We start from the raw sequence: 25,883 nt of genomic DNA on the forward strand, positions 1-25,883 counted from the left end.
CAACAAGGACCGTCCGTTCTTCGCCTTCTTCTCCTTCTATTCGGTACACACGCCGCTCATGAGCCGCCCGGAACTGCAGGCCAAGTATGAAGCCAAGCGGCAGAAGCTGGGCCTCGAGCCAAAGTTTGGCCGCGAGGAGCCGCGCGATGTGCGCCTCGTGCAGGAGCATGCGGTTTACGCAGGCATGGTGGAGGCGATGGACGCCGCTGTGGGGAAGGTGCTGGCCAAGCTGGACGAGCTGGGGCTCGCGAAGAACACGCTGGTGATTTTCACGTCCGACAACGGCGGTTTGAGCACGAGCGAAGGCTCGCCCACCTCGAACCTCCCGCTTCGCGGTGGCAAGGGCTGGCTCTATGAAGGCGGCATTCGTGAGGCGCTTGTCGTTCGCTGGCCGTCGGTCGTGAAATCTGGTGCGGTGGTGAGCTCGCCGGTGTGCAGTCCGGACTACTTCGCCACGCTGGCCGAGGTGACAGGCTCCAAGCCCGAGTCGACGATCGACGGCGTGAGCCTTCTTCCGGTGCTCGAAGGCAAGGGCGATCTGCCCGAGCGCCCGCTGTTCTGGCATTACCCGCATTATGGCAACCAAGGCGGTGCACCGGGCGCGGCCATCCGACGCGGTGACTGGAAGCTCATTCTTTGGTATGAAAAGCCGGACGTGCCCGAGCTTTTCAACCTGCGCAATGACATTGGCGAAACCAAGAATCTGGCCGCTCAGGAACCCGAGCGCGTGAAAGCACTGCTCGCCGAACTCAAGACCTGGCAGAAGGATGTCGGCGCTCTCATGCCCATCCAGAACGCCGATTACGACCCCGCGAAGCCCAATGGGCGCGGAGCCGGCGGCGGTGGGAAGCCCAAGGCAGCCAAAAAGGCAGGGAAGTAACCTTCAGCAGGCGCCATCTGGCAGATGCTCCTGATCCGCCGCGCATCGCCCGTGGCTGACCGGGACAGCCGTGCCCGGAACCCTCTTCAGGCCGCGTTTTGCCGATGCTGAATCGAGCAGGCGCTGCCCGATTGAGGTCCATAGGAATAAAGCGGCTGGGCTAAACCTCTCATTGGCAGTGCTGCAGGGCGAGATTCGACAGAGGGTGAATAAAATTAGACAAAAACTGTCAAAAGTTCGACAAAATGGAAACAAAACTTTGACGAAACCCATCTTGTCGCAATTATTCGCTTTGTCAGTCACCCCTTACTCCTCATGAATGCATTCGATCAAAAAGCCGAAGTGGATCCCAACGTGGTTGAAGACATCCGCCTCCTGAAGCGCATCGCCGAGCGCGACGCCGCCAGCTTTCAGGCCTTCTACAAGAAGTACAGCGGCCTCATTTTCGCCTCGATCTCCAACGTCCTGAATGACCACCACGACACCGAGGACGTCATGCAGGAGGTGCTGGTTCAGGTCTGGAACAAGGCCCACCTCTATGAGCCACGCAAAGGCAAGCCGCTCACCTGGCTGACCACCTTGGCACGCAACCGCGCCATCGACCGCATCCGTTCCAAGCAGCGCCGCTCACGCCTGAACGGCGATTTCGAGACCGAGAACAAGAAGGACCAGTTCGAGTTCGAACCTTCCGGCCACGAAAATCTCGAAGAGAAGGAGCGCGACGGAATCCTGCGTCAGGCGGTCTCCCGCCTTACTCCCGACCAGCGCGAGGCCATCGAACTTACCTACTTCAGCGGCCTCACCCAGGCCGAGGTGGCTGAGCGATTGCACGAGCCTCTTGGCACGATCAAAGCTCGCATTCGTCGCGGCGTGAACCGCCTTGAGACGCTGGTGAAACCGCGGCTCGCTTGATTTTTTTCACCCCAAAACCGACGAGGGAGGCGGACTTCGGTCCGCCTCTTTCTTTTATTCCTTCGCCCGTGAGTCGATGCAGATCGTCACCGGGCCGTCGTTGATGAGCGCCACCTTCATGTCCGCGCCGAATACGCCGCGAGCCACCGGCTTGCCCAGTTCCGTCTCCAGCATCAGCAAAAACTGTTCGTAGAGCGGGATCGCGATCTCTGGACGTGCGGCGCGGATGAAACTGGGGCGGTTGCCCTTCTTCGTGCTCGCATGCAGCGTGAACTGGCTCACAACGAGCAGGCCGCCATCAATGTCCTTCACGGAGAGGTTCATCTTTCCCTCTGCATCGCCGAAGATGCGCATCTGCGTGACCTTCTGCACGAGCCACGCCGCATCATCGACCGTGTCGTCATGCTCGATGCCTGCGAGAATCATGAGCCCCGTGCCGATCTGGCCGGTGATCTGACCTTCAATGGTGACGGAGGCTTCGGAGACGCGTTGGATGACGAGGCGCATGATTAGTTGCGTTCGATCCAGCGATACGCGGCCAGCGAGTTTTTCCAGAAGTACTTCTCGCAGGCCTCGCTGCCTTTGGAGCGGAAGTATTCGTCCACGATCTTGAACACGACGTCGTAGGGCGCGCCTTTGTCGGAGACGGGCCAGTTGCTGCCGTAGATGAGGCGGTCGGGGCCGAAGCTTTCCCACAGATGATCGAGAATGGGCAGGTAGTAGGCGGTGTCGCGCGGCGCCTGGTCGGGTTCGCACTTCACCTGCTCGACGAGCGCCGAGACTTTCATGAAGGTGTTCGGCTGCTTCGCGACCATACGGATGTTTTCCTTCCATTCCGGACGCAACGCCTGCGGATCTCCTGAGGCACCGAGGTGGTTGATGAGAACGCGCAATTCGGGCACATCGGCGGCGAGCTTGGCGGCGTGCGGCAGGTAGTTCGGGCCACCGTTCAAATCGAGTTCGAGGCCGTGTTCCGCGAGCAGTTTGGCGCCGGCGAGAACGGAGTCATGCTTGGCCTCATCGAGCAGAAAATTGCCGCTCCAGCGAATGCCACGAAAGATCGGATTGGCAGCGAAGCGCTTCAAGTTGGTGGCAAACTCGTCCCCGGGATCGAGATGGCCGACGAATCCAACGATGGACTTCTCCTTCGCCGCGAGGTTGAGAATCCACTGATTGTCCTCCACCAGCAGGCTTGCTTCGACCACGACGGTTTCCTTGATGCCATGCGGCGAAGCGACTGCCAGCCAGTCAGCAGGCAGCACGGTGCGGTAAAGCTTGGAGCCCTTCGCTGGCCACGGCACACCGCCCGGACGCGTGGGATCGTAGAAATGCGTGTGCGTGTCGATGATGCGCGTCGCAGGTGGCGCGGCTTGCGTGATTTCGGGAAGCAAAGCGGCGGCGGCGGTGGACTGGAGAAAACGGCGGCGGTTCATGAGAGACAAACGTCAGATTATCTCGATGTGCTGCGGCAAAACGTCGAGCGCATGATCGAGTGTTCTCTTGGTGCGGGCGTGGACGCGCAGGAGCACATCGCCTGCGTGAACGTGAGTGCCGGTTTTGGCGATTTGATCACAGCCGACGGCGAAATCGACGGGATCGGCAGCCTTCGAGCGACCGGCGCCGAGTTCGAGGATGACGTAGCCGAGGCCTCCGGCGTCCATCCGCGTGAGCATGCCGCTAGCGGGTGCTTTGAGTTCGGCGATGAACGGGGCGCGATGCACGGAGGTGATTTTTTCGAGCGCTTCGACATTGCCGCCCTGTAATTCGACCATCTGCTGGAACTTCACCCACGCATCGCCGCGACGCAGCATCTCCTGCAAATCGACACGCGGTGAAACGGCAACGGCGGAGGCGAGATCGAGCACGATGTCCTCCAAATCCTGCGGGCCCTCGCCTTTCAGGCAGCGCACGCACTCTGCGACCTCGAGCGCGTTGCCGGCGGATTCGCCGGTGGGTTCGTTCATCGCGCTCAGACGCACGCTGGAACGCACACCGAGCGCTCGACCGACGGTGACCATGCTTTGTGCGAGCTGGTGCGCCTGCTCTTCGGTCTTCATGAAGGCGCCGCTGCCGTATTTGACGTCGAGCACGAGGCGGTTGAGACCTTCGGCGAGTTTCTTGCTCATGATGCTCGCCGTGATCAGCGGGATGCTCGGCACGGTGCCGGTGACATCGCGCAGAGCGTAGAGTTTCTTGTCCGCCGGGCAGATGCCTGCGGTCTGGCCGACCATGACGCAACCGACCTGGTCGATGACGTTGTGAATTTCGACCTCGTTGAGCTGCGTGCGGAAGCCAGGGATGCTTTCGAGCTTGTCGAGCGTGCCGCCGGTGATGCCGAGGCCACGGCCGGAGATCATCGGCACCCAGACGCCGTCACAGGCAAGCAGTGGCGCGAGCACGAGCGAGGTTTTGTCGCCAATGCCGCCGGTGCTGTGCTTGTCCACGCGCATGGGATCGTGTTCGTTCCAAGCGAGCATGGTGCCGCTGTGCAGCATCGCATCCGTGAGCGCGGCCGTTTCCTCCGGCGTCATGCCGCGGAAGAAGATCGCCATCGCGAGCGAGCTCATCTGATACTCCGGCATGTCCCCGCGCGTGAACGCGGCGATGACGGCGTGGATTTCCTCATCGCTGAGGACGCCGCCGTCGCGCTTGCGCTCGATGAGGGTCGGGATGTGCATGGGCCATGCTAGGTTCGGCCATGCCTTGCTGGCAACAGCGAACCTTCAGTCATCGTATGATGCAGGCTCATGTTTCGCCCCGCTCTTGTTCTTCTTTGCCTGCCTTCTGCGCTTCTCGCGGCGGGGATCGACTTCTCGCGCGACATCCAGCCGATCCTTTCGGACAAGTGCTACTTCTGCCACGGGCCGGATGCGAAGGAGCGCAAAGGCGACCTGCGGCTCGACGTGGAAAAGGAGGCGAAGGCGGTCAAGGACGGCGTGGCGGCCATTCTGCCGGGCAAGAGCCACGAGAGCTCGCTGATCGAGCGCATTTTCAGTGACGATCCCGATGAGGTGATGCCGACGCCGAAGAGCAATCGCAAGCTGACCGAGGCGCAGAAGCAATTGTTGAAGCAATGGATCGACCAAGGTGCGAAATGGGGTACGCACTGGGCCTTTGAGCGCATTGAGCGCCCGAAGGTGCCGGCAAACGGTGCGAAGAATCCGATCGATGCGTTTGTGCGGGCCAAGCTGGCGGAGAAGGGGATGAAGCCGTCGCCGAAAGCCACGCCGGGAACCTTGCTGCGGCGTGTGTCGCTCGATTTGATCGGACTGCCGCCTGCGCCGGACGACATGAAGGGAGATTATGCAAAGGCCGTCGAGCGCTTGCTCGATTCGCCGCAGTTCGGCGAGCGATGGGCCTGGGACTGGCTGGATGCGGCGCGGTACGCTGACACCAACGGTTATCAGGGCGATCCCGAGCGCACGATGTGGCCCTGGCGTGACTGGGTGGTGAAGGCGATCAACGAGAACATGCCATATGATCAATTCACGATCTGGCAGCTCGCGGGAGATCTGCTGCCGAATGCGACGAAGGAGCAAATGCTGGCGACCGGATTCAATCGCAACCACATGATCAACGGTGAAGGTGGACGCATTGCTGAGGAGACGCGGGTGGAGAACGTGATGGATCGAGTCGAGACGACCAGCACCGTGTGGCTGGGGCTCACGATGGGCTGCTCGAAGTGCCACGATCACAAATTCGACCCGCTGACGATGCGCGACTACTACGCGCTCTACGATGTCTTCAACCAGACGAGCGAGGACGGCAAAGGACGCAGCGGCCAGGCCGCGCCAGCGATGGACATCTCCACGCCTGCCGAACTCGAGCGTGCGAAAAAGGCGGGCGAGAGGGTGAATGCCATCGCAGCCGAGGTGGAGGCGTTTGAGCTGAAGAAGTTTCCGCGGCCTGAAGGGAAACCGCTCACGGAATCGGACGCGATCAAGCTTCCGGGCAACCTGCCGGCCTACATCGCCAAAACAGAACCGAAGAAGCGTGGCGTCGATACGCTGCTTGAGGCGGTGAGTTATTTCAAAGACAAGGACGCGGAGTATTCGAAGCTGCTGCAAAAGCTGCTCGCCGCCGTTCGGGAGAAGGTTTCAGCGACGACCAACGTCACGAAGGTCATGGTGATGGACACGCTGGCCCAGCCGCGTGAGACCTTCATGCTGGAAAAAGGCGCGTATGACAAGCCGACGACCACGAAGGTGAGTTTCACCGTTCCTGCGAGTCTGCCGCCGATGCCCAAAGATGCGCCGAACAATCGCCTCGGTCTCGCAGAATGGATTGTGAGCCGCGATAACCCGCTGACAGCACGCGTAACGGTGAATCGCTTCTGGCAGGCGTTCTTCGGCGTGGGACTGGTCAAGACGGCGGAAGATTTCGGTGTGCAGGGTGAATCGCCTCTCCATCGAGAACTGCTCGACTGGCTGGCGGCGGAATTCATCGAGAGTCTCTGGGATGTGAAGGCGCTGATGCGCTTGATCGTGACGAGCGAGACGTATCAGCAGTCATCGAAGGTGATGGATGCGCAGCTTGATCCTGAAAACCGTCTGCTGAGTCGTGGACCACGATTTCGCATGCCTTCGTGGATGATTCGCGATCAGGCGTTGTTTGTGTCCGGCTTGATGAAGGAGCAACTCGGCGGGCCGTCGGTGAAGCCGTATCAGCCCGAGGGCATCTGGGAGGAAGCGACGTTTGGGAAGAAGAGCTATGTGCAGGATCATGGCGATTCGCTTTACCGCCGCACGCTTTACACCTTCTGGCGACGCATCGTCGGACCGACGATGCTTTTCGACAACTCGGCGCGTCAGGTGTGCACCGTGAAGGCCACGCGGACGAACACGCCACTGCAGGCGCTGGTGACGATGAATGACATCACTTTCGTCGAAGCCGCGCGTGCGCTGGCGCAGCGGGTGCTGCTGGCGAATCGTGGCAATGACGATGCGGCGATGGTGCAGGCGTTTCTGTTGGTCACCTGTCGAGCGCCTGCGGTGGCTGAGATTGCTTTGATGAAGACACAGCTGGCCAAACTTCGGACAGAACAGGGCCGTGATCGAACTGCGGCTGTGAAGCTGCTCACCGTGGGCGAGTCGAAGCGTGACGAGTCACTCGATCTAGTCGAGCACGCCGCATGGACTAGTCTTTGCCTCATGCTGCTGAACCTCGACGAGGCGGTGACGAAGGAGTGACCCATCTCAGAAGCTGATATAGCTGGCCGGCACGGAGGATTCGGGTTTGACCATGAAGTCACGATCCACCACACAGGGGACTTCGCTGATGGCGATAATTTCCTTGGCGAACTTTGCATTGCTGTCAGGGCTGGCCTCCACAAAGAGGATATTGCCGGCGCTGTCTCGGACGATCAGAACGTAACCGAGGCTCTTGACGCCGTAGTTGGCTCCAACGCCCTGACTGTAAGTGAGGCGGATGGGCGTGGTGGAGTGCACCATCTTGGACTGGGCCCGGATGTTGACCTCAAAGAGCTCCTTTTGCAGTACGATCAAATCGCTGTCGGACCCCATCATGTTCCTGCCCAAGGTGATCACGATGCCCGTGGCATTCTGCAGGTCACGCTGAACCTCGCGGTTGTTGAGGTTGAAGTTGTAGGAGAGTTCGATGACGCGTTCGCCACCTCCGGTCGGACCACGGTTGCTTTTCGACGGGAGTGTCTGGCAGCTGAGGCTGAACTTTTGCACCGGCACCGGAGCAGGATCAGTGGTGAGAGCCCCAGTTGCTTTGTCAGGGTTTTGCTCGATCCAACGGGCGATGTAGGTGTTGTCCTCCTTGCAGAGCGTTTTGCGGTTCACGACCAGGGACTGGTCGTCGCTCTTGCGCTTCAGGGTGATGTTGTCGCCGTTGGTTTCCGTGATCTCGGCCTCCAGAAGCGTGCCGGCGAGACTGACGAACACCCGCGTGTCCGCCGAGGCCTCAAGGCCGGCGAGCATGACTGACAACAACAGGTGACGAAGACGCATGTGGCTGGTACGACGGGTCTTGGGCAAAGCTAACACCCGCTCAGGCTTCGCGCAGGAGAATGGCATCAACGTTTACACCGTCATAAAGCGCATCACTGAGAATGACGAGCGGATCTCCGGGCTTGATGAGATTGTCACGACGCAGGAGGTCAATGGCGTCGCGAATGCTCTGCTCGGGATTTCCTTCTTCAAATGGGAGCACAACAGGGTGAACGCCACGTGCGGTGACCAGCGTGCGGGAGACGTGGAGATTGGGCGTGAAGGCAAAGATGGGTGCGAACTCGGGCCGCTGGTGTGCGAGCAGATGTGCCATGACACCGCGGATGGTGAAGACGAGAAGCTTGGAGCCGGGGATGCTGTTGGCGAGCAGGATGGCCGCCTTGACCGTCTTGTGCTTGTTGGTCTTGAGCGGGGCGTCACTGGCGAAACGGCCTGAGGGATATTTTTGCTCGATGCGGCTGATGACGGTGTTGAGCACTTCGACGCATTTGTCGGGATAGCGGCCCACGCTGGTTTCACCGCTGAGCATGACGCAGTCCACCTGCTCGATGACTGCGTTGAAGATGTCGGTTACCTCGGCGCGGGTGGGCACGGGGTTCTCGATCATGCTTTCGAGCATCTGCGTGGCGACAATGACCTTCCGACCGTGGTAGGAGCAGCGTTCGACGATCTGGCGTTGAATAAGCGGCAGATCCTCGATGGGGCACTCGCTGCCAAGGTCACCGCGGGCGATCATGATGCCACCGGAGGCCTCCACGAGGGCGTCGATGTTGTCGATGGCCTGCTGGTTTTCGATTTTGGCGATGATGCGGGCCTTGCTGCGCTTTTGTTCCAAAAGAAGCTGGAGATGCTGCAGATGGCCCGGCTCACGGGCAAAGCTCAACGCAAAGAAGTCCACGCCCAGTTCGACGCCGAGATCGAGATCGGCGTAGTCCTTTTGCGTGAGCGGCGGCAGGCGCACGGGGACGCCGGGGAGGTTGATGTGACGGCGTGATTTCATCTCCCCTTTGGTCATGACGGTGCCGATGACGCGGAGAGTGGAGACATCGGTGGCCTTGATCTGAATCATCCCGCCATCGACCATGATGGTGTCACCGGCTTTGAGGTCCTTGCCGAGTTCGGGGTAATTGACGCTGACGGAGTACTGCGTCGTGCCGGGAGCCTCTGCCTTGCAGCGAAATTCGACAACGTCCCCCACCTGAAGCTGCCAGGGCTGCTCGAGATCGCCGGTGCGGATGCTGGGGCCGGTGAGGTCCATGAGCACGGCGATCTCACGCTTGCTGGCGGACGCGGCCTCCCGGACACGCGAGTAGACAGCGCGCACCCAGTCATGCGAGGCGTGGCTCATGTTGAGGCGAATGACGTCGGCTCCCTTGGCGATCAGACTGGCAATGACTTCAGGACTCTCCGTGGCAGGGCCGAGAGTGCAGAGGATTTTGGTTTTGCGCATGGTTGGCATATTGAGAGCAGGTGGCGGGCCAGCGGTGGCCCCTGTCTTGACGCATGGCAAGACTCAGAAGGCAAAGAGTTTGGCGTAGTTGGCGGCAATGACATCCTGCAATTCCTCCACGAGCATGCCGCGGATGCTGGCGAGGAGTTCATAGCTGACACGCAGATTGGCCGGGTGGTTCAGAGAGCTGCCATCGGCGGCCTGCAGCGGATGTGGGTTCAACTCATCCGGCGGCCGCATGTCCGGCGCATCGGTTTCGGTAAGGAGACGATCGAGGGGCACGGATTTGAAGACGGCGAGCTGGGCAGCCTTGCGGGGATGGCCGAAGTAGGGCGAGAGTGAAAAGCGGGCGCCCATTGCAGCGAAGCTGGGAATCATCTCAGCGGGGCCTCCATAGGAATGCAGCAGAAACCCTCGCCGTGGCAGCGGACAGGCGCGCAGCGTTTCCTCCAGCAAACCCCAGGCACGCAGGCAGTGGATGGTGGCGGGGCGATCAAGTTCGACAGCGAGGGCGAGCTGCGTCCGGAAACATTCGAGCTGGGCGTCGATGGCGGGATTCTCGATCCAGCGGTCGAGGCCGATCTCTCCCACGACGGCGTGGGGGTGATCGATCAAATGCTGGCGGAGAGTTTCAGCCCATCGCGGCGAGCGCTCATTGACATACCATGGATGCAGACCGAATGCCGGGCGGATCCACGTGTGTTCGCGGGCAAGCGCTGCCACGGCGGGCCAGTCTTCCTCGCATGAGCCGTTCACGATCATCTCCGCGATGCCGGCCTGCGGCAGCGTGGCGATGATTTGATCCCGCCAAGGATCAAGTCGTTCGTCCTGGAGGTGATTGTGGGCGTCGTAGAGCACGGAGGGGGTCGAGTGGTGGAGCACTGAAGAGATGCCGGGAATCCAATACTCCATTCCTCAGGCACTCCAAGGCTCCTTGCCCGCTTCAGGCATGAAAAAGCCCGCGCACACCGTCTGGCATGCGCGGGCGGAAAAAACGTTCGCGGATCAGTTGTTGTCGATCATGAGAAGCATGGTGTCGCCTTTGCGCCAGACGCGGAGAAGGATGGTCTTGTCACTCTTTTGTGCGAGGGTGCGGGCTTCAGCCGTGTTGTTGACGGGCTTGCGGTTCAGCTGGGAGATGACGTCTCCTTCTTCGACACCTCTGGCGGCTGCACGGCTGTTGGGGTCGACCTTGGTGACGATGACACCGTTGACATCTTTGGGGATGTCGTGCCGCTCACGCAGCGCCTTGGTAAGTGTTTGAATCGTGACGCCGCTGACGAGCTCCTCCACGTTTTCCTTGGGTGCGCCGCCGCTGCGCGGGATGCCCCGCAGTCCGGAGCCGCCTTCAGTCAGCGCTTCTTCAGGCAGGGCGCCCAGAGTGACATTTACGGCGGTGCGTTTGCCATTACGAATGATGTCCACCGGAACCTGCGTGCCGGGCTTGGTGCTGCTGACGATGAGGCGAAGACGGCTGCTGCTGTCCACCTTCTGTCCGTTGATGCCGATGATGACGTCCTCAAGCTGGACGCCGGCCTTTTCAGCCGGGGAGTCTGCGCCGACCATGGTGACGATGGCCCCAGACTCTTCATTAGCACCAAGGAGGGAGGCTTTCTCCGGTGTGAGGTCTTCAATGCCGACACCCAGGAAGCCGCGCTGGATCATGCCGTCGTCCAAAAGATCTTCGACGATGTGGAGGGCCATGTTGATCGGGATGGCGAAGCCGATGCCCGCATTCATGCCGGTGCGGGAGAGGATCGCCGTGCTGATGCCGACGACGCGTCCCATGGCATCGACGAGCGGGCCGCCAGAGTTGCCCGGATTGATGGAGGCATCGGTTTGGATGAAGTCTTCATAGCCCTGCACGCGGCCGCGGCCGACGATGCCTCCGTTGCTTCGGCCCAGCGCACTGACGATGCCCTGGCTGACTGAGCGGCTGAGTTCCATTGGCGCGCCGGCGGCAAGAACGATGTCGCCCACTCGAAGCTGCGAGCTGTCTCCCATCGTTGCGGGTTTGAGTCCGGTGGCATCGATTTTGATGAGCGCGACGTCGGTCAGCGGATCGGCGCCGACGATCTTTGCCTTATAGGTTTTGGTGCTGCCGTCGATGTCCACCGCCACATCGATTTTTTTGGCATCGGCGACGACGTGGTTGTTCGTCAAAATATAACCGTCCTGTGTGATGATCATGCCGGATCCGACGCCGTGCTGCTGATTCATTTCATCATCTTCTTCGGGAAGCTGCCGGGGACGCTGAGGCTGTCCGCGGCGGCGTGGATTCACCGGTTCATCGTCTTCATTCATGCCGAAGTCGTCGGGTACGCCGAAGAAACGGTAGAAAAACGGACGGAGCTGCGGCGGGATCTGGTCCACGTCCGGAGTCTTGACCGGCGTAGAGGTGGAGATGGTGACAACGCTTGGGAGGATCTTGTCCACCACGCTGGCATAGCTCATCTGGAGCTGGCCGTTGTTGGGCAGGGGGGAGGCGTCCTTGAGGATTTTGGCCTGGAATTCCTCCGGAGAGCTTTTGCCTGGTGCCGGTGTTTCAGCAAGCGCCAGGGGAAGTCCTGCCGACAACATGCCGGCGCAGGTGAACGCGATGCAGAGGCGAGGTGGAGTTGTCATGGTGGTGTTTGGGGTTGGGAGCTTTTTGATCGGCCAGGAAGGCCGACCGACTTAGAGACGGACTGTCGCCGGAAATGTTGAACAATTCTGACCGAATGAAAGGGACTCTTTCAGTTCTCAAAACACGCACACAACGTCGCCGAGCAGCGACGCTTTCACCTGTCAGCCACCCGTTTGCCCGGTGCCGGACGTGATCACTTTCGCGCCTCGGCGAGCGCCTTGTCCATCACTTCCTTGATGGTGACCTCGGCGCCGTCGCGGCGTTTGCTCTCGTCCGCGGCCTCCATGAAGGCGTAGATCTCGATCGTTTCCTCCGGTGAGACTGGAGCGACGCCGGTGCGGAAGAAGTGCACGACGGAGTAGAGCAGCGGATCATAGCCATCGTAGGTGCCGACTGCGGCCTCGCCCTTTTCGCCGATGGCCTTGCCGCCGTAGCCCTTGCTCTCGGTGTATGTGCCTTTGCGTCCGCCCTTCCAGGTGCCGGTGACGGTGATTTTGCCTTCAGCGGTGGTGCCACGCTTCACGCTCTCGCATCCGGTACCCATGACGGTGAACAGGGACTCGACGCCATGGATGCCATACCAAAAAAGATCGGGATGGTGCTCTTCCAAGCTGGCTGGGCTGGTGGTTTCCGCTTCTTTCGCCAAGCCGATGCTGCCACCGCGCACTTCCTGCGTGCCCTTGCCGAAGCGCAGGGAAGAGGAGGAGAAAACAGGGATGCTTGCGGCTTTGCTGGCGTCGAAAATCTTGATCGCATCGACGAGGGTGCCGGCGATCGGCTTGTCGATGAAAACCGGCTTGTGTGCTTCGATGCAAGGCAGGAGCTGCTCCAGATGGACGCGGCCGTCGTTCGATTCGAGGAACACGACGTCCACCTTGTCGAGCAAGGCATCAATGCTGGGCACGATCTCCACGCCCAATTCCTTGATTTTCTCCGTGTATTCCGGCACGCGCTTCGTGCTGGATTCGATGTCCTTGGAACCCTGCGGATAGGCAGCCACCAAGCGAACCCCCATCACCTCGGGCTTCTGCGGCGTCGCGTTCAGCGTCTTGGTGAAGGCCAGCGCGTGGGACGTGTCGAGTCCGATGATGCCGGCGCGGATGTTTTGGGCGGAGGCGTTGAGGGAAAACAGCGTGAGAGCGCTGACGACGAGAAGCAGTTGGCGAATCATGGGCGATGACTACGCGGCGAGTTGCGCGGCCTTTCGGCATGACGCGTTCTTACTTCGTGCCAATGCAGTAAACCGCCTTGTTGCTGCGCATGAACAGCTGGTTGCCGCTGACGGCCGGGGTGCCGTGGAAGTGCGAGTCGTCCAGCTTGAACTCGTTGGTTTGGAGAAGTTCGTACTTGGGTTTGGCTGCAATGACAAACGTGCCGTCTCTGCGGGAGACGCAGACGAGTTTGTCGCCGATCAAAACGGGTGAGGCGTAGAACGGTTTGCCACCGCCGCGTGCGCCCATCAGGACGCGCTCTCGATAAACGTCTTTTCCTGTCGCGGCATCGATGCAGGTTGCGAATCCCTGGTCGTTGACGACGTAGAGATGGCCGTCTTTGAGAATGGGCGTTGGGACGTAGGAACTGGTGTTGCTGCTCCAGAGGATCGCATCGGCGGTGATGTCGCCCTTGCCGCCGAGTTTGATGGCGGTGCTGCGGGTGGCGGGAAATCCGCCGAAGACATAGGCGATGCTGTCGCCCAGAACGACGCTTGGAGAGACGTTTCCGTTGAGTTCGTGCGCGGCATACCAGCGCAGTTTGCCCGTTTCAGGATTCAAGCCCCATAACTCCTGCGGCACGGCGATGACGAGATCGGTCACACCCTCGTGTTGAAACACATTCGGCGTGCCGTAGGCCATGCCGAACTGGCCCTCGGCCTTCCACAGGACTTTGCCTGTCTTCTTGTCCAGTCCGATGATCGCCTGCGCTTCGTCGCTCGCGTTTACGACGAGAACATCGCCGACGAGCACCGGGCTCGCGGCGGAGCCCCAGCGCATTCGGCCGGAGTCGGTGCCGCAGGAGTTCTGCCAAAGCTGTCTGCCCTGCATGTCGAAGGCCAGTGCACCGCTCTTGCCGAAGAACACATAAACCCGTTCACCATCCGTCACGGGCGTATGCGTGGCATAGCCATGTTCGGTGAGATAGCCTTTCCATGGATTTTCCTCGACGACGGAGGGCACCTTGGCTTCCCACACAATTTTGCCGTCTGCGCGGCTGAGACAAAGCAGATGCCGCGTGAGCTTGCTCATGTCATTTGCACCCTCTTTGTCACCGTAACCAGTCCAGCAGGTGACGAACACTTTGTCGCCGAAGACGATAGGGCTCGAGGAACCCGGGCCGGGCAGGTCTGTCTTCCACGTGAGGTTTTCCGAGTCGCTCCACGTCAGCGGCACCTGCGAGTTTGCCACGATGGCCGTGCCATGGGGACCCAGGAATCGCGTCCAGTCGGTGGTGGCGGCGTGAAGCGTGCAGGTGGCAAAGGCGAAAGCGATAAACAGGTTCATGGCCGCAGAGAAACCCGGAACGCCTGCGAAAGTTACGCTTGGCGCGACGGGCTCAAGCCGTTGCCGTGGCAGGCTGAAAGCGCTCCATCGAGAATCGTTTCACGAGTGAGCCGGAGGCCACAAATGCGAAGCCACCGAAGAAGAGCAGCAGGAACGGGATCGATCCCCACTGGCCGCGCTGCGCCGCGAGCGCGATCATCCAGCCGAAATAGCCGGCGAGTGCCACCTCCAGCCAGAGCGCGATCGATTTGCCGGCCTTGTAGTGCGTCTTCTTCTTCGCGGCCTGCTCCTGCGTGGTGATGCCGTATTTTGGCGTGCGCACGAATTCGCTGTCCTGGTTGAGCAGGGCTTCGAGGACGGCCTTGCCATTGTTGATGCTCATGCCGATGCCAAGTGCGAGCAGCATGGGTACGTAGGGAAGGGCCTTCAGCCAGCCCCAGCGCGACTGCGAGCCCTGTGCCGTCATGTAGAAAACCACGACGCTGACGGAGGCAAAGAAGAACACCGGAACGTCAACGAAGACCGCCTTGTGCCACGAACTGCCCATCACGAAGTTGGCCGGATACATGAGCACCAGCGTGCAAAGCGTTAGCAGATAGGCGAAGTTCGAGGTGAGGTGCGCGGTGGCCTCGAGTTTGACGGCCAGCGGTGCGTTGCTCCGCCACACATCCGCGAGAATCTTTTTGCACACTTGGATGGAACCCTTCGTCCAGCGGTGCTGCTGACTCTTGAAGCCGTCCATGTCCGGCGGCAGTTCAGCGGGAACGACGACATCCTTGAGGTAGATGAACTTCCAGCCGCGGAGCTGGGCGCGATAGCTCAGATCGAGGTCCTCGGTCAGCGTGTCATGTTGCCACCCGCCGCTTTCGACGATGGCCTGACGGCGCCAGATGCCGGCGGTGCCGTTGAAGTTCAAGAACTCACCGTGACGGCTGCGGGCGGTCTGCTCCAGCACGAGATGACCGTCAAGAAAGAGCGCCTGCAAGCGGGTGAGGAGGGAGAAATGCTTGTTCGCATGTCCCCAGCGGGCCTGAACCATGCCAACTTTTTCGTCCGTGAAATGGTGGACGAGTTTCTTGAGGTAATCCGGCTGCGGCTGGAAATCGGCGTCGAAAATGCAGATGAATTCGCCCTTGGCGGAGACCATCGCCTCGTCCAGCGCTCCGGCTTTGAAGCCATGCCGGTTTGTGCGGTGTTTGTACTCCACGTCCAGACCTGTGGCGGCGTATTCTGCGCTGAGCTTTTCGGCGAACGCCGCAGTTTCGTCTGTGGAGTCGTCCAGCACCTGGATCTGCAGTTTCTCACGCGGGTAGTCGAGGGCGCTGACGTAGCGCAGCAGGTTCTCCACCACGTCGTATTCATTGAAGATCGGGAGCTGCACGGTCACCACTGGCAGCTCTTCAAACTGGCGCTGAGGCTCGGGTATGTCCCGGCGGTGTTTCCAGAAATGGTACAGGACTTTGATCCTGTGGGCGCCGAAGGCGGACAGGGCGATGAAGACGAGGATGTAGCTGGTGAACCAGAAGAAATTATCCCACACAATCATATCGGGAAGGGCAGCGGGCACGGGGGCGCAATCAATCTCCACCAGTTACAAACAATCAAGCAGCATTTCGAATGCCACCCGTGGCGTGTTTTTTGATCCTTTCTGTGGTTGATGTCGTTACGGGGTGGCGCGGAGCCGGGGATTCGCCATCGTGCGCCGGATGCCCCCCGAAAAGCGCGACTGGTACGACACCCCCCTCTATTACGATATCATCTTTGATGACGGCACCGTGCAGGAGGCGGACTTCTTGGAAGGCGCGTTTGTGAAGCATGGCGACGGCAAGGGCAGGCGCCTGCTCGAACCCGCCTGCGGCAGCGGAAGGCTGGCGCTGGAAATGGCGCGCCGGGGCTGGGATGTGAGCGGTTTCGACGGGAATGCGCACATGATCGAGTTTGCGACGAAGCGTCTCGCCGGTGCCGGGCTGAAAGCACGTCTTTGGGAGGACTGGATGCAGAGCTTCGCGTTGCCGAAAGGTGTGAAGGGCGGCTTCGACCTCGCGCATTGCCTCGTCAGCACGTTCAAATACCTGCATACCGAAAAGAATGCCGCCGAGTGCCTGCGACGTGTCGCGGCCAGCCTGCGACCCGGCGGTTTGTTCTTCCTCGGTTTGCATCTGACCGATTACGACCGCGGCGGGGCCGAGCACGAACGCTGGGTGGCGAAGCGCGACGGCATCGAGGTCGTTTGCAATACCCACACCTGGCCTGCGGATCCGAAGGCGCGACTGGAGGACCTGCGCACGCGGCTGAAAGTCACCGATGCCGGTCGTACCCACGTGCAGGAGACGCGCTGGCAGTTTCGCACCTACAACGCCGCGCAGTTGAAGGCGCTGCTGCGCAAGGTGCCGGAGCTGGAACTGCAGGAGTGCTACGACTTCACCCACGACCTCGCCGCGCCGCGCCGTTTTGACGACAGCTATGCGGATGTGCTGCTGGTATTGCGCAAGCAACAGCCTTGACGGTTTTCCGGGTCTTCTGATAGCATTTCGACCCAATAGCCAAAAAGAGCGAACCGACAGCCTAACAGGGATGTCTGCGAGTTCGTTTGGCCCCGTCTCCAACCATGCGTTTCCGCCTCCTGCTGGCCTTTGCGGCCGCTATTTCTCTCTTTCTTCTTTTCCGGCCTGCACCGCAGGAACGACTTCAGGCCACGGTGGTGACGCAGAGGACCGACCATCGCGGGACGGGATCCAGGCAATCAACAGAGCAGACACCGCCGACGGGTCCCTCTATTATGGCAGGACGGGAGATTCAAAAAGTTCCCACGACTCCTGTTAACGACTTGATGGCCAGTTTTGACGCGTGGACCGAGGAGTATCTGAAGGCAGATGCCGCCGGGAAAGCCGCTCTGATCGAGGAAGGTGTGAAACTGGCCGCTGCGAGGCGTCCTCTGTTTAAACAGCTGATCAAGGACGACCCGCGGTCGGCACTGGCGCGTGCGGTGCCGATGGTGGTGCGGCAAAAGCTGCCAGCAGAGGTTCTTGCCTTGCTGGAGACGCGGATCAACCAGCGTGCGGTCGTTTCGACGTATCAAGGTGTGCCTGCGGAGGGTGATTCACTGCCTTTGCCGGGGCAGACGTTGACTCATCGCATCGCGCAAACGAAGGGCGATGGTGCCTTCAACCTGCATGTCTTCGGGCGCCGCGCGGAGATTGTCGTCACCGTGCCGAACGCTGCGATCAACGGTGTCGGCATTGATCGTGAAATTGCTGCCAGCGAGAGTCCGGTGCGGGTGCTTGAAGTCGGTGAGGTGCCCGATTCGACGAAGAAGCAGGTGGCGGTGTGTCCGGTCAGCGGCTTGAAAACCGCCAGCGAGGACCAGATTGCCGAACCCATCACCGCCGAACAGGCCGAGACGGTGATCGAGACGCCTGAGGAGGTGATTCATCTGTGCGGCGGTTACCACAAACCCATCGTCGAGGAGCAGTACATTCAGGGCGAAGGCACCACCGGCGGCCCCGTTTTGCTTACGGGCGTGCTGCCAGCCCCGCCGACACCGGCGGTAGGGCAGTTGAAGGTGCTGTACATCCCGATGACGTTTCAGGATCAGAACGACCGCCTGCCGACGGAATCGAAGAGCTACGAGATCATGCGCAACGTGGCGGACTACTATTCCAAGTCGTCGTTTGGCAAGCTGACCACGCAGACGACTGTGACGCCGCATGTGAAGCTGTCGAAGAACGAGGCCTGGTATGTGCAGCGGGACACGTCAAACGGAGGGGACATCGATGGACTGAGCCTTGAAATGGCCCATGCGCGTGAGGAGGCGAGGAAGCTGGGATTCGACTACAATGACTACGATGTGACGGTGCTGCGCTTGATTGGCGGGGCGCGGGCCACGGGTGGCTGGGGCGGCGGCGGCAATGTGTGGGTCTATGGTGACAGCGTGGGCGTCACGGCGCATGAGATCGGGCACACCTTCGGGCTCGCGCATGCAAACTTTTGGGACACGGCAGGCACCAGCGCCATCGGTCCGGGGGCGAATGCAGAGTATGGTGACAGCTACGATGTGATGGGCGGCGGCGGCGTGCCGAACGACCACTACAATGCGGCGGCCAAGGTGCAGGTGAAGTGGCTGCCGCAGAGCTACGTGCAGAGTGTGACCACCAGCGGTCTTTACCGTGTTTATGCCTTCGACCAGCCGGTGCTCGATCCGCGCAATCGCTATGCGATGACGATCACGAAGGACTCGCAGCGTACTTATTGGGGCGAAGTGCGGCAGCTTTACAACGGCAGCGCATCGCGTCCTTGGGCGGACAAGGGCATCATTCTCGGATGGAAGTATCCCAGCGGCAGCGGGAGCAACATCCAGCTCATCGACACCACGCCGGGCTCTCCCTACAACAAAGATGACGCTGCGATCGCGCTCGGGCAGACGTTTGGCGACACCGAGGCCGGCATTTTCATGACCACCATCGGCGTGAGCACGACGACGCCGAAATACGTCGATGTGCTGATCAACATGGGTGACTTCAGCGGCAACACGCCGCCCACTTTGTCTCTGGCGGCTTCTGCCAATGTGGTGCCCAAAAACGCGACGGTGACGTTCACCGCCACGGCGGAGGATCTGGACGGCGACACGCTGGCCTACCAGTGGCAGCACTGGGGTGACACGGCGGTGAAGATCGTTTCGCCGAATTCTCCCGTCATCACTCGGACGTTTTCCACCGAAGGCAGCTATGTGGTGAGTTGTACCGTCAGTGACATGAAGGGCGGCAGCATCACCCGAACCACCTTGATCACCGTGGGCAACGGCGGCGGCAAATACACGATTAGCGGTCGTGTCACCGCAGGCGGCGTGGGGTTGCCGGGAGTTTTGCTCACGGCCAACGGCACGAACCCGACCATCACCGACTCCGAGGGGTGGTACACGATCGCCAATCTCGCGGCGAACACCTACAGCGTCACACCGCTGCTTTACGGCTACTCGTTTGGCGAGCTGTTCAACAACAGCATCACCGTGGCCCCCAATTTCGCAGGCGCCGACTTTGAGGCGGAGGGGTTGCCCATGGTTTCTCTCACCGCCATCGATGCCAGCGCCACCGAAGACGCGGCCGGGGAGACCGCCACCTTCCGGCTAACACGCACCGGCGACACCGCAGTGCCTTTGACCGTCAACATCAATCCTGCCATCGGCACCGCCGCCGTTGCCGACTACACGCTGGCACCGGCATTGATCACGGGCACGGGCGGTTTCAGCACCTTCATCATCCTGGCAGACTCCAGCACGCTGGACGTGGTGCTCACGCCGAACACGGACACGGCGGTGGAAGGCCCGGAAACGGTGAAATTTGCCCTCGCTGCAGGCAGCGGCTACTTGGTCGCACCCAATGCGGGCAGCGCGCAGGTGGTCATCGAAGATAATGACACGGTGTTGCCAAAGGTCAGCATTTTGGCCACGACCGACACTGTGGACGAGGGTGTTGCAGCACCCGGGGTTTTTACGGTCAGCCGCACCGGCAGTACGGCGGCGGATTTGACGGTGAGCTATAGCGTCGGTGGTTCGGCGGTGGCAGGAGCGGACTATGCGACGCTCAGTGGCAGCGTTTTGATCCCTGCTGGAAGCAGCTCGGCGGTGGTGAATGTCACGCCGCTGCAGGACACGCAGGTGGAGCCGCTGGAGACAGTCACACTGACCCTCAGTGCGAATGCTGGATATGTTCTGGAGCCGACAGCGACGACCGCCACGGTCAGCTTGTTCGACGACGATACCAATGTGGTCACACTTTCCGTCACCGATGCCACCGCGCAGGAGGTGGATCTCAGCGTGCCGGGGAGTGTGGCCGACACGGGCACGTTTCTGGTCACTCGCAGCGGGGATTTGAGCGCTTCGCTGACGGTTTACTATTCCGTGGCCGGCAGTCCGAGCACGGGAGTGCCGGCGATTCACGGCGTGGATTATGAGGCGCTGCCAGGAGCCGTGCAGATCCCCGCAGGCTCGAAATCGGCCGCGATCACGATCGTTCCGCGCTGGGATGGCTTTGGCGAAACAGCAGAGCAGGTGCTTCTCCAACTCGGCGCGGGCCCCACGGACTATCGGCTGGGTGACACGACCTCCGGCACGGTGACGATCAATGACAGCGCCGCATCCAACGCTCCCTACGTCGAGGTGGCAGGCCAGACGAGTGCTGTGGAAGGCGGAACTTCGGGTGTGATTCGTTTTTCGATCAAAGGCAGCATTGCAGGCACAGTCAGCGTACCTTTCAGCCTCGACGGCACGGCCGTCCGCACCACGGACTATACGGTGACGCTGCCTTCGTCCCCTGCCGGCAGCACTTTCGATGCGGCCAGCGGGACGGGCGTGATCGTGATGAACAGCAGCGGCAGCACCGCGTCCACGGTCGATCTCACGTTTGTGCCGGTCAATGATACGGATTTGGAGGACATCGAAAGCATCATCTGCACGATCACTTCCAGCCCGTCGATCTCCACCTACGCGCCGACGAGCAGCGCCAGCATCTGGCTGCGAGACAATGACCAGCCGACGGTGTGGGTGGACTCGCAGGTGGGCACGAGTGCGCTCACCATCAATCGAATCGTCGAAGGAGCCACGACCTCGCCGTTCAAGTTTTACGCGTCGCGGACCGGTTCCACTACTTCGGCGCTCACGCTCAATTTCTCGCTGCAAGGCACGGCGACGCCCGGGACGGACTACAATGTCACCACCAGTGGCACGCTCACCTTCAACAACGGCACGCGCACCGGCACGCTGACCATTCCTGCCACCGCCTCGGGTGCGGACGTGACGCTTAACCTTACTGGCACGAACGACACGGACATCGAGGGCACGGAAACGATCATCCTTCATCTTGAAGCGGGAAGTTACTCCAGAACTCCCGATGCCACCATTTACCTGGACGACAACGACACCACGACCCAGACCGTTGCTTTTGCGAGCAACGGTTCTTCGGGCGCGGAGAGCGTTGCAACAGTCAATGTGCCAGTGACGCTCGCCTCGCCATCGGTGGGCATCACCACCGTGGATTATTATGTCGATTCTGGGGCGCGTGCGTCTGTCACCGGGACCACCACTGTTCCGACGCTGCCGTACTGGACGCGTGTGGTGCGCGCGGACAATGTGCTGACGAGTTATGTCTCCTCGGACGGGGAGCACTGGCAGATGGTCAGCACGCCGCAGACGATCAGCCTCGTCACCAATGGATACACAGTCGGACTGGTGGCCATGTCATCGTCCTCCGGCGTCAGTTGCACCGCCACGCTCGACAATTTCAGCATCACTGGTCTTGATGCTGGTGGCGCGGCGAGTGCGTCGACTTTTGGCAGCATCGGCACGACCAATCCTGCCAGCAGCAGCAGTGAAAGCGGCGGCGTTTTCACACTCAATGCCGGAGGGGCCGGCCTTAGCACGAGCAGCACTTCTGACACGTCCTGCTATGTGTCCCACGTCATCACCAATTCCACCAACTGCATCGTCACCGCGCGTGTGGTCAGCATCGCCAACGGCAACAACACCTCGCGTGCCGGTGTGACGATCCGCGACAGCACCGCCACGACCTCCAAGCACATGGCCATGCTTGCCGAGAAAGCGGGCACGGCGCGCACCATCCGGCGCATCTCCACGAGCGCCAGTTCGGCCACCACGACCATTGTGCGGCCTTACTGGGTGCGGTTGCAGCGCGTGGGCTCGGTGTTCAGCGCGTGGGCTTCGCCTGACGGCGGCACGTGGACGCAGACCAGCACGGATCAAACCATTCCGATGGGCATCGACGTGCAGGCGGGCCTGGCGGTCAGTTCCAGGTCGAACGGCACGCTTTCCACGGCCATCTTCGACAACGTCACGATCAACAACGTGCCTGCCAGCGGTCTCACCGGTCGGACGATCGGTTTTGTGAACGCGCAGGGATCAGACAGTCTCGACGCAGGAACCTACACGGTCAGTGGTTCAGGGGCTGCCATCGGCGGCACCGGAGATGCATGCCACTTCGTCGCCACCACGCTCACGGGTGATTTCAATCTGGTGGCGCGGGTCATCTCGCAGACCGGCGGTGCCACCACTGCACAGGCGGGGGTGATGGTGCGCGACAACCATGGTTACCGCGCCATGTCCGCCTACCATGGCGTGGTGGCCAATGCGCGCACGGAGTTCATCTACCGCAACTCCACGGTGACGAACGCCTTTGGCACAGGCGTGGATTTCTCGCTCGCAAACGGCACTCTCACCTTCAACAACAACGAGCAGACCAAGGACATCGTGCTCAACATCACGGACGACACGATTCCGGAGCCGAATGAGTCGGTGACCATATTCCTGCGCAATCCAACTGCCGCGATGCTTGGCTCGCAGACCTATTTTACCTACGTCATCAACGACGATGACACGCCGCCGGTCCTGCCGCTTGTCGGATTCGCACAGACGAGCAGCAGCGCGGTCGAGGCGGCGGCCGGCACGCAGGAAATCGCCGTCAGCCTCAGCGCGCCTGCGGATTCCGCCATCAGCGTGGACTTTACCGTCGGTGGAACTGCCACCAGCGGGAGCGATTTCACCCTCTCCGCAGGCACGGTGACCTTTGCTCCCGGAGAGACTGTGCAGACCATCCCGCTCGTCATCTATGATGATGCCGTCGTCGAGTCGAACGAGACCGTGGTGCTGACCCTGACGAATCCCGTCGGCGCAGCCATCGACACGCAGGACACGCACACCTTCACCATCACCGATGACGACCTGCCCGTCGTCAGCATTGTCGCCACGGATGCCAGTGCCTCGGAAACTGGGCCCGATCCGGGAGTCTTCACGATCAGCCGCACGGGTGCCACCACTGCGGACCTCGTCGTTTCCCTCACACGTTCAGGCACGGCAGCGAACAACACGGACTACGCTTCGATCAGCACCACCAGCACGTTCAATTTCTCGATTCCCATCGGGCAATCCTCCGCCACCATCACGATCTCGCCGCTGAATGACTCGACCAACGAGGTGACTGAGACCGTGATTCTCACGGTGAACTCCTCCGCGGGTGTTTATACCGTGGGATCGCCTTCCGCGGCCACCGTGACCCTTTTGGACAACGACCGCAGCACCGTCACGATCGCCGCCACGGACGGCATTGCCTCCGAGAGCGCGGGAAACACCGGCACCTTCACCATCACGCGCACCGCGCCCACCACCGGCACGTTGAGCGTGGCCTTCACCGTCACCGGCACGGCTCTCAGCGGTTCGGACTATGCCGCGCTCACCTCTCCCTTCACCTTCAGCGCCGGAGAGGTCAGCCGCACGTTCACCATCACGCCGGTGGACGACTTGCTCACGGAAGGGGATGAAACGGTCCTCATGCAGCTTTCCAGCGGCAGTTACGACATCGGTGGAGACGGTTACGACGAGGTGGCGATCCAGGACAATGACTTCCCGCCGGTCGTTTCCATCGTCAGTCCGACCAGCGACGGCAATCTGGTCGCCAGCGGCCAGGGTATCATCGTTTCCGCCACCGCCACGGACGATGGATCGCCCGCAGCGCTCAGCACGACGTGGAGCCAGGTCAGCGGACCGGGCACGGCCACGTTTGCCGCGCCTTCCGCACTCAGCAGCGCGGTGACGTTCAGCGCGGACGGCGTCTATGTGTTGCAATTCTCAGCCACGGACACGCAGTTCACCGTCGGCACACAGGTCACGGTCATCGTCGGTGCCGACATCGCCGCGGAGGAATGGATTGCGCAGGACATGAGCCCCACCACGAAGCAGCGCGGTCAGACGGCGAAGGTGGGATTCAGCCTTCTCCTCACCGGCATGGGCGCCGGATACACTGGCACCACCACTGACGCCGCGCACATCATGGCCAGGCAGGTCACGGGAAACGGCAGCATCATGGCGCGCATTACCTCGCTCTCAGGTCCGGCGGCCACGCCGCTCGCGGGCGTCACCATTCGCGACAGCCTGAATCGCAGCGTGCGTCGTGCCGTCTTGGGCTATTCGAACGGCACGCTCCAGCTCCGCATGCGCACATCCGTGAGCACCAACGACACGGCGGTCACGCAGTCCGGCATTACGCTGCCGGTATGGGTGAAACTGGAGCGCGACAGCGCCAGTCAGCAGATAACCGGTTCCTACGCGTCCGATTCCGGCGGCACGCCTGGCTCTTGGACGGTGATTGGCAGTCCCACGGTGGTTTCGATGCTCAACGACGTCACTGTGATGGGTCTCACGGCCACCGGCAACAGCGCCACCGCCGGGCAGCTTTGCACCGCTGCCTTCGACAATGTCACGCTTACGCCCGCTCCCTCCGGCCCGGCTTTGCTCACGGAAAATTTTGGCACTTCTCCCTCCACACAGGCTACGTTCGCCTTCGACGGTACCACCTACACCATCGGCGCCGCCGACAGCATGGATGGAAACGGCGCCTTCTACGGCTGGCAGTATCAGGGGGACCTCATGGTCACCGCGAAGCTCGTGGACGCCAACAGCGGCGCCCTCAACGCAAAGTCCGGCATCATGATCCGCGAGAGCATGGACAACGGCGGCTACTCCCACGTCGGACGCATTCCCACTGGTTCGTTCAACGGCTACATCTGGCGCAGCGTGGCGGCTGGCGCAACGGGCGGCGTGCCCAGTTTCACCGGCAAGATCCGCTGGATGCGCCTCATCCGTGAAGGCAACCGCATCACCGCCTTCCACGCCGCGGATTCTGGCGGTGCTCCTGGCACGTGGACTCAGCTTGGTTCCCCGCGCACCATCATCATGACCCCGCGGGTCTTCGTCGGCTTCGCCGTGGACAATGCCGGGGGCACGGCGGGTGTGCTGAATGTCGCCAAGTTCTCCAATCTCACCGTCGTACCGCTCAACCGCGCCCCGAACATTCTCCTCGCGAGTGTGGGGGACATCTCGCCCGTCTCCCTTGATGCCACCGTGTCCGACGACAGCTTTCCGCTTCCTGTCAGCCTCACCACGAATTGGAGCCAGACCGGCGGGCCCTCATCACTCGTCTTTGGCAATCCATCCGCCATCGACACCACCGCGGCGCTCATGTTGAACGGAATCCATACCGTGCGCCTCACGGCGGACGACAGCGCGATCAGCAGCTTCCGGGATCTGAGCGTCACCGCCTACACCAGCCCCTTCGCCAAGTGGCTCGTCACCACCAGCACCGGCGATGGCGACAACAGCCTTGCGGAAGCCTCCGCTGACTCCGATGGCGACGGGCTCGTAAATTTGCTGGAGTATGCCGTCGGCACCAATGGTGCGATCCAAAACGGCAGTCCGCAGGTTGTCACGCTCTCCCCCGTCAGCTCCGAGCGGTACCTCCGCATTGCCATTCCGAAGAATCCCGACGCCACTGATGTCATCTTCACGGTCCAGGCCACCAGTGACATCTCCCAGCCTGCCAGCTGGTCCTCCGCGGGCCTGATCATCGAGTTGGACACCTCCTCACAACTGATCGTGCGGGACAGCGTCCCCGTCAGCTCCGGCCAGCCGCGTTTCATGCGGGTCAAAGTGGAACGCCAGTAAGAGGAAGACGTCGTTTGCAGGCTGGACAATCCGCGCCCC

The 25,883-nt window shown here is 61.2% G+C and carries 15 protein-coding genes; 5 read left to right on the top strand and 10 right to left on the bottom strand.

What is annotated here, in order from left to right:
• Positions 1–880, top strand: an 880-nt coding sequence (locus KDL09_RS00285; protein WP_294380137.1) for a sulfatase-like hydrolase/transferase, incomplete at its 5' end; no start/stop codon positions are given.
• 315 nt (positions 881–1,195) lie between these two features.
• Entirely contained in the window at positions 1,196–1,792 is a 597-nt protein-coding gene (locus tag KDL09_RS00290) for a sigma-70 family RNA polymerase sigma factor (protein ID WP_294380140.1), read from the top strand.
• 54 nt (positions 1,793–1,846) lie between these two features.
• Here KDL09_RS00290 and dtd read toward each other — a convergent pair whose 3' ends face one another.
• Genes dtd through KDL09_RS00305 form a run of 3 tightly spaced genes read right to left on the bottom strand, consistent with a single transcriptional unit; the run spans position 1,847 to position 4,470 of the window.
• Positions 1,847–2,299 carry a D-aminoacyl-tRNA deacylase gene (gene dtd, locus KDL09_RS00295; RefSeq protein ID WP_294380142.1) on the bottom strand — a complete coding sequence of 151 codons (453 nt, stop codon included), beginning with the start codon at positions 2,297–2,299 and terminating at the stop codon, positions 1,847–1,849.
• A gap of 2 nt (positions 2,300–2,301) precedes the next feature.
• Entirely contained in the window at positions 2,302–3,225 is a 924-nt protein-coding gene (locus KDL09_RS00300; protein ID WP_294380144.1) for an amidohydrolase family protein, read from the bottom strand.
• Between the two features lie 12 nt (positions 3,226–3,237).
• Positions 3,238–4,470 carry a thymidine phosphorylase gene (locus KDL09_RS00305; protein ID WP_294380146.1) on the bottom strand — a complete coding sequence of 411 codons (1,233 nt, stop codon included), beginning with the start codon at positions 4,468–4,470 and terminating at the stop codon, positions 3,238–3,240.
• 69 nt (positions 4,471–4,539) lie between these two features.
• Between KDL09_RS00305 and KDL09_RS00310 the strand changes: the two genes are divergently transcribed.
• On the top strand, positions 4,540–6,981 hold the full coding sequence (locus KDL09_RS00310) for a PSD1 and planctomycete cytochrome C domain-containing protein (RefSeq protein ID WP_294380148.1): 2,442 nt from the start codon (positions 4,540–4,542) through the stop codon (positions 6,979–6,981).
• A 6-nt stretch (positions 6,982–6,987) separates the two neighbouring features.
• On the opposite strand, the gene KDL09_RS00315 is transcribed toward KDL09_RS00310, so the two are convergent.
• The 7 genes from KDL09_RS00315 to KDL09_RS00345 all read right to left on the bottom strand — a co-directional run bounded on the left by KDL09_RS00315 (position 6,988) and on the right by KDL09_RS00345 (position 15,908).
• Entirely contained in the window at positions 6,988–7,767 is a 780-nt protein-coding gene (locus KDL09_RS00315; protein ID WP_294380150.1) for a hypothetical protein, read from the bottom strand.
• Positions 7,768–7,807: 40 nt separating this feature from the next.
• Positions 7,808–9,217 (bottom strand): pyruvate kinase, encoded by a 1,410-nt coding sequence (pyk, locus tag KDL09_RS00320; protein ID WP_294380152.1) that lies wholly within the window; start codon positions 9,215–9,217, stop codon positions 7,808–7,810.
• A 63-nt stretch (positions 9,218–9,280) separates the two neighbouring features.
• Positions 9,281–10,075, bottom strand: coding sequence for a TatD family hydrolase (locus KDL09_RS00325; protein WP_294380154.1), 795 nt, complete (start codon positions 10,073–10,075; stop codon positions 9,281–9,283).
• A gap of 147 nt (positions 10,076–10,222) precedes the next feature.
• Entirely contained in the window at positions 10,223–11,842 is a 1,620-nt protein-coding gene (locus tag KDL09_RS00330) for a Do family serine endopeptidase (RefSeq protein ID WP_294380156.1), read from the bottom strand.
• A gap of 194 nt (positions 11,843–12,036) precedes the next feature.
• Positions 12,037–13,014, bottom strand: a complete 978-nt coding sequence (locus KDL09_RS00335) for a Gfo/Idh/MocA family oxidoreductase (protein WP_294380157.1) — start codon at positions 13,012–13,014, stop codon at positions 12,037–12,039.
• A 49-nt stretch (positions 13,015–13,063) separates the two neighbouring features.
• Positions 13,064–14,341: a PQQ-binding-like beta-propeller repeat protein gene (locus KDL09_RS00340; RefSeq protein ID WP_294380159.1), complete on the bottom strand. Its 1,278-nt coding sequence runs from the start codon at positions 14,339–14,341 to the stop codon at positions 13,064–13,066.
• Between the two features lie 52 nt (positions 14,342–14,393).
• Positions 14,394–15,908: a cellulose synthase family protein gene (locus KDL09_RS00345; RefSeq protein WP_294380161.1), complete on the bottom strand. Its 1,515-nt coding sequence runs from the start codon at positions 15,906–15,908 to the stop codon at positions 14,394–14,396.
• A 139-nt stretch (positions 15,909–16,047) separates the two neighbouring features.
• Between KDL09_RS00345 and KDL09_RS00350 the strand changes: the two genes are divergently transcribed.
• A complete protein-coding gene (locus KDL09_RS00350; RefSeq protein ID WP_294380164.1) occupies positions 16,048–16,845 on the top strand; it encodes a class I SAM-dependent methyltransferase in 798 nt (265 codons plus the stop codon).
• A gap of 104 nt (positions 16,846–16,949) precedes the next feature.
• Positions 16,950–25,844 carry a Calx-beta domain-containing protein gene (locus KDL09_RS00355; RefSeq protein ID WP_294380166.1) on the top strand — a complete coding sequence of 2,965 codons (8,895 nt, stop codon included), beginning with the start codon at positions 16,950–16,952 and terminating at the stop codon, positions 25,842–25,844.
• Positions 25,845–25,883 lie beyond the last annotated feature (39 nt).

The organism is Prosthecobacter sp., from assembly GCF_020439865.1.
Taxonomy (GTDB): domain Bacteria; phylum Verrucomicrobiota; class Verrucomicrobiia; order Verrucomicrobiales; family Verrucomicrobiaceae; genus Prosthecobacter.

Excerpts from the sequence above, each read along its gene's own strand:
- KDL09_RS00315 (WP_294380150.1), bottom strand. The coding sequence starts at position 7,767 with ATGCGTCTTCGTCACCTGTTGTTGTCAGTCATGCTCGCCGGCCTTGAG.
- KDL09_RS00290 (WP_294380140.1), top strand. The coding sequence starts at position 1,196 with ATGAATGCATTCGATCAAAAAGCCGAAGTGGATCCCAACGTGGTTGAA.
- KDL09_RS00330 (WP_294380156.1), bottom strand. The coding sequence starts at position 11,842 with ATGACAACTCCACCTCGCCTCTGCATCGCGTTCACCTGCGCCGGCATG.
- KDL09_RS00355 (WP_294380166.1), top strand. The coding sequence starts at position 16,950 with ATGCGTTTCCGCCTCCTGCTGGCCTTTGCGGCCGCTATTTCTCTCTTT.
- KDL09_RS00300 (WP_294380144.1), bottom strand. The coding sequence starts at position 3,225 with ATGAACCGCCGCCGTTTTCTCCAGTCCACCGCCGCCGCCGCTTTGCTT.
- KDL09_RS00340 (WP_294380159.1), bottom strand. The coding sequence starts at position 14,341 with ATGAACCTGTTTATCGCTTTCGCCTTTGCCACCTGCACGCTTCACGCC.
- KDL09_RS00305 (WP_294380146.1), bottom strand. The coding sequence starts at position 4,470 with ATGCACATCCCGACCCTCATCGAGCGCAAGCGCGACGGCGGCGTCCTC.
- dtd (WP_294380142.1), bottom strand. The coding sequence starts at position 2,299 with ATGCGCCTCGTCATCCAACGCGTCTCCGAAGCCTCCGTCACCATTGAA.
- KDL09_RS00350 (WP_294380164.1), top strand. The coding sequence starts at position 16,048 with ATGCCCCCCGAAAAGCGCGACTGGTACGACACCCCCCTCTATTACGAT.
- KDL09_RS00310 (WP_294380148.1), top strand. The coding sequence starts at position 4,540 with ATGTTTCGCCCCGCTCTTGTTCTTCTTTGCCTGCCTTCTGCGCTTCTC.
- KDL09_RS00335 (WP_294380157.1), bottom strand. The coding sequence starts at position 13,014 with ATGATTCGCCAACTGCTTCTCGTCGTCAGCGCTCTCACGCTGTTTTCC.
- pyk (WP_294380152.1), bottom strand. The coding sequence starts at position 9,217 with ATGCGCAAAACCAAAATCCTCTGCACTCTCGGCCCTGCCACGGAGAGT.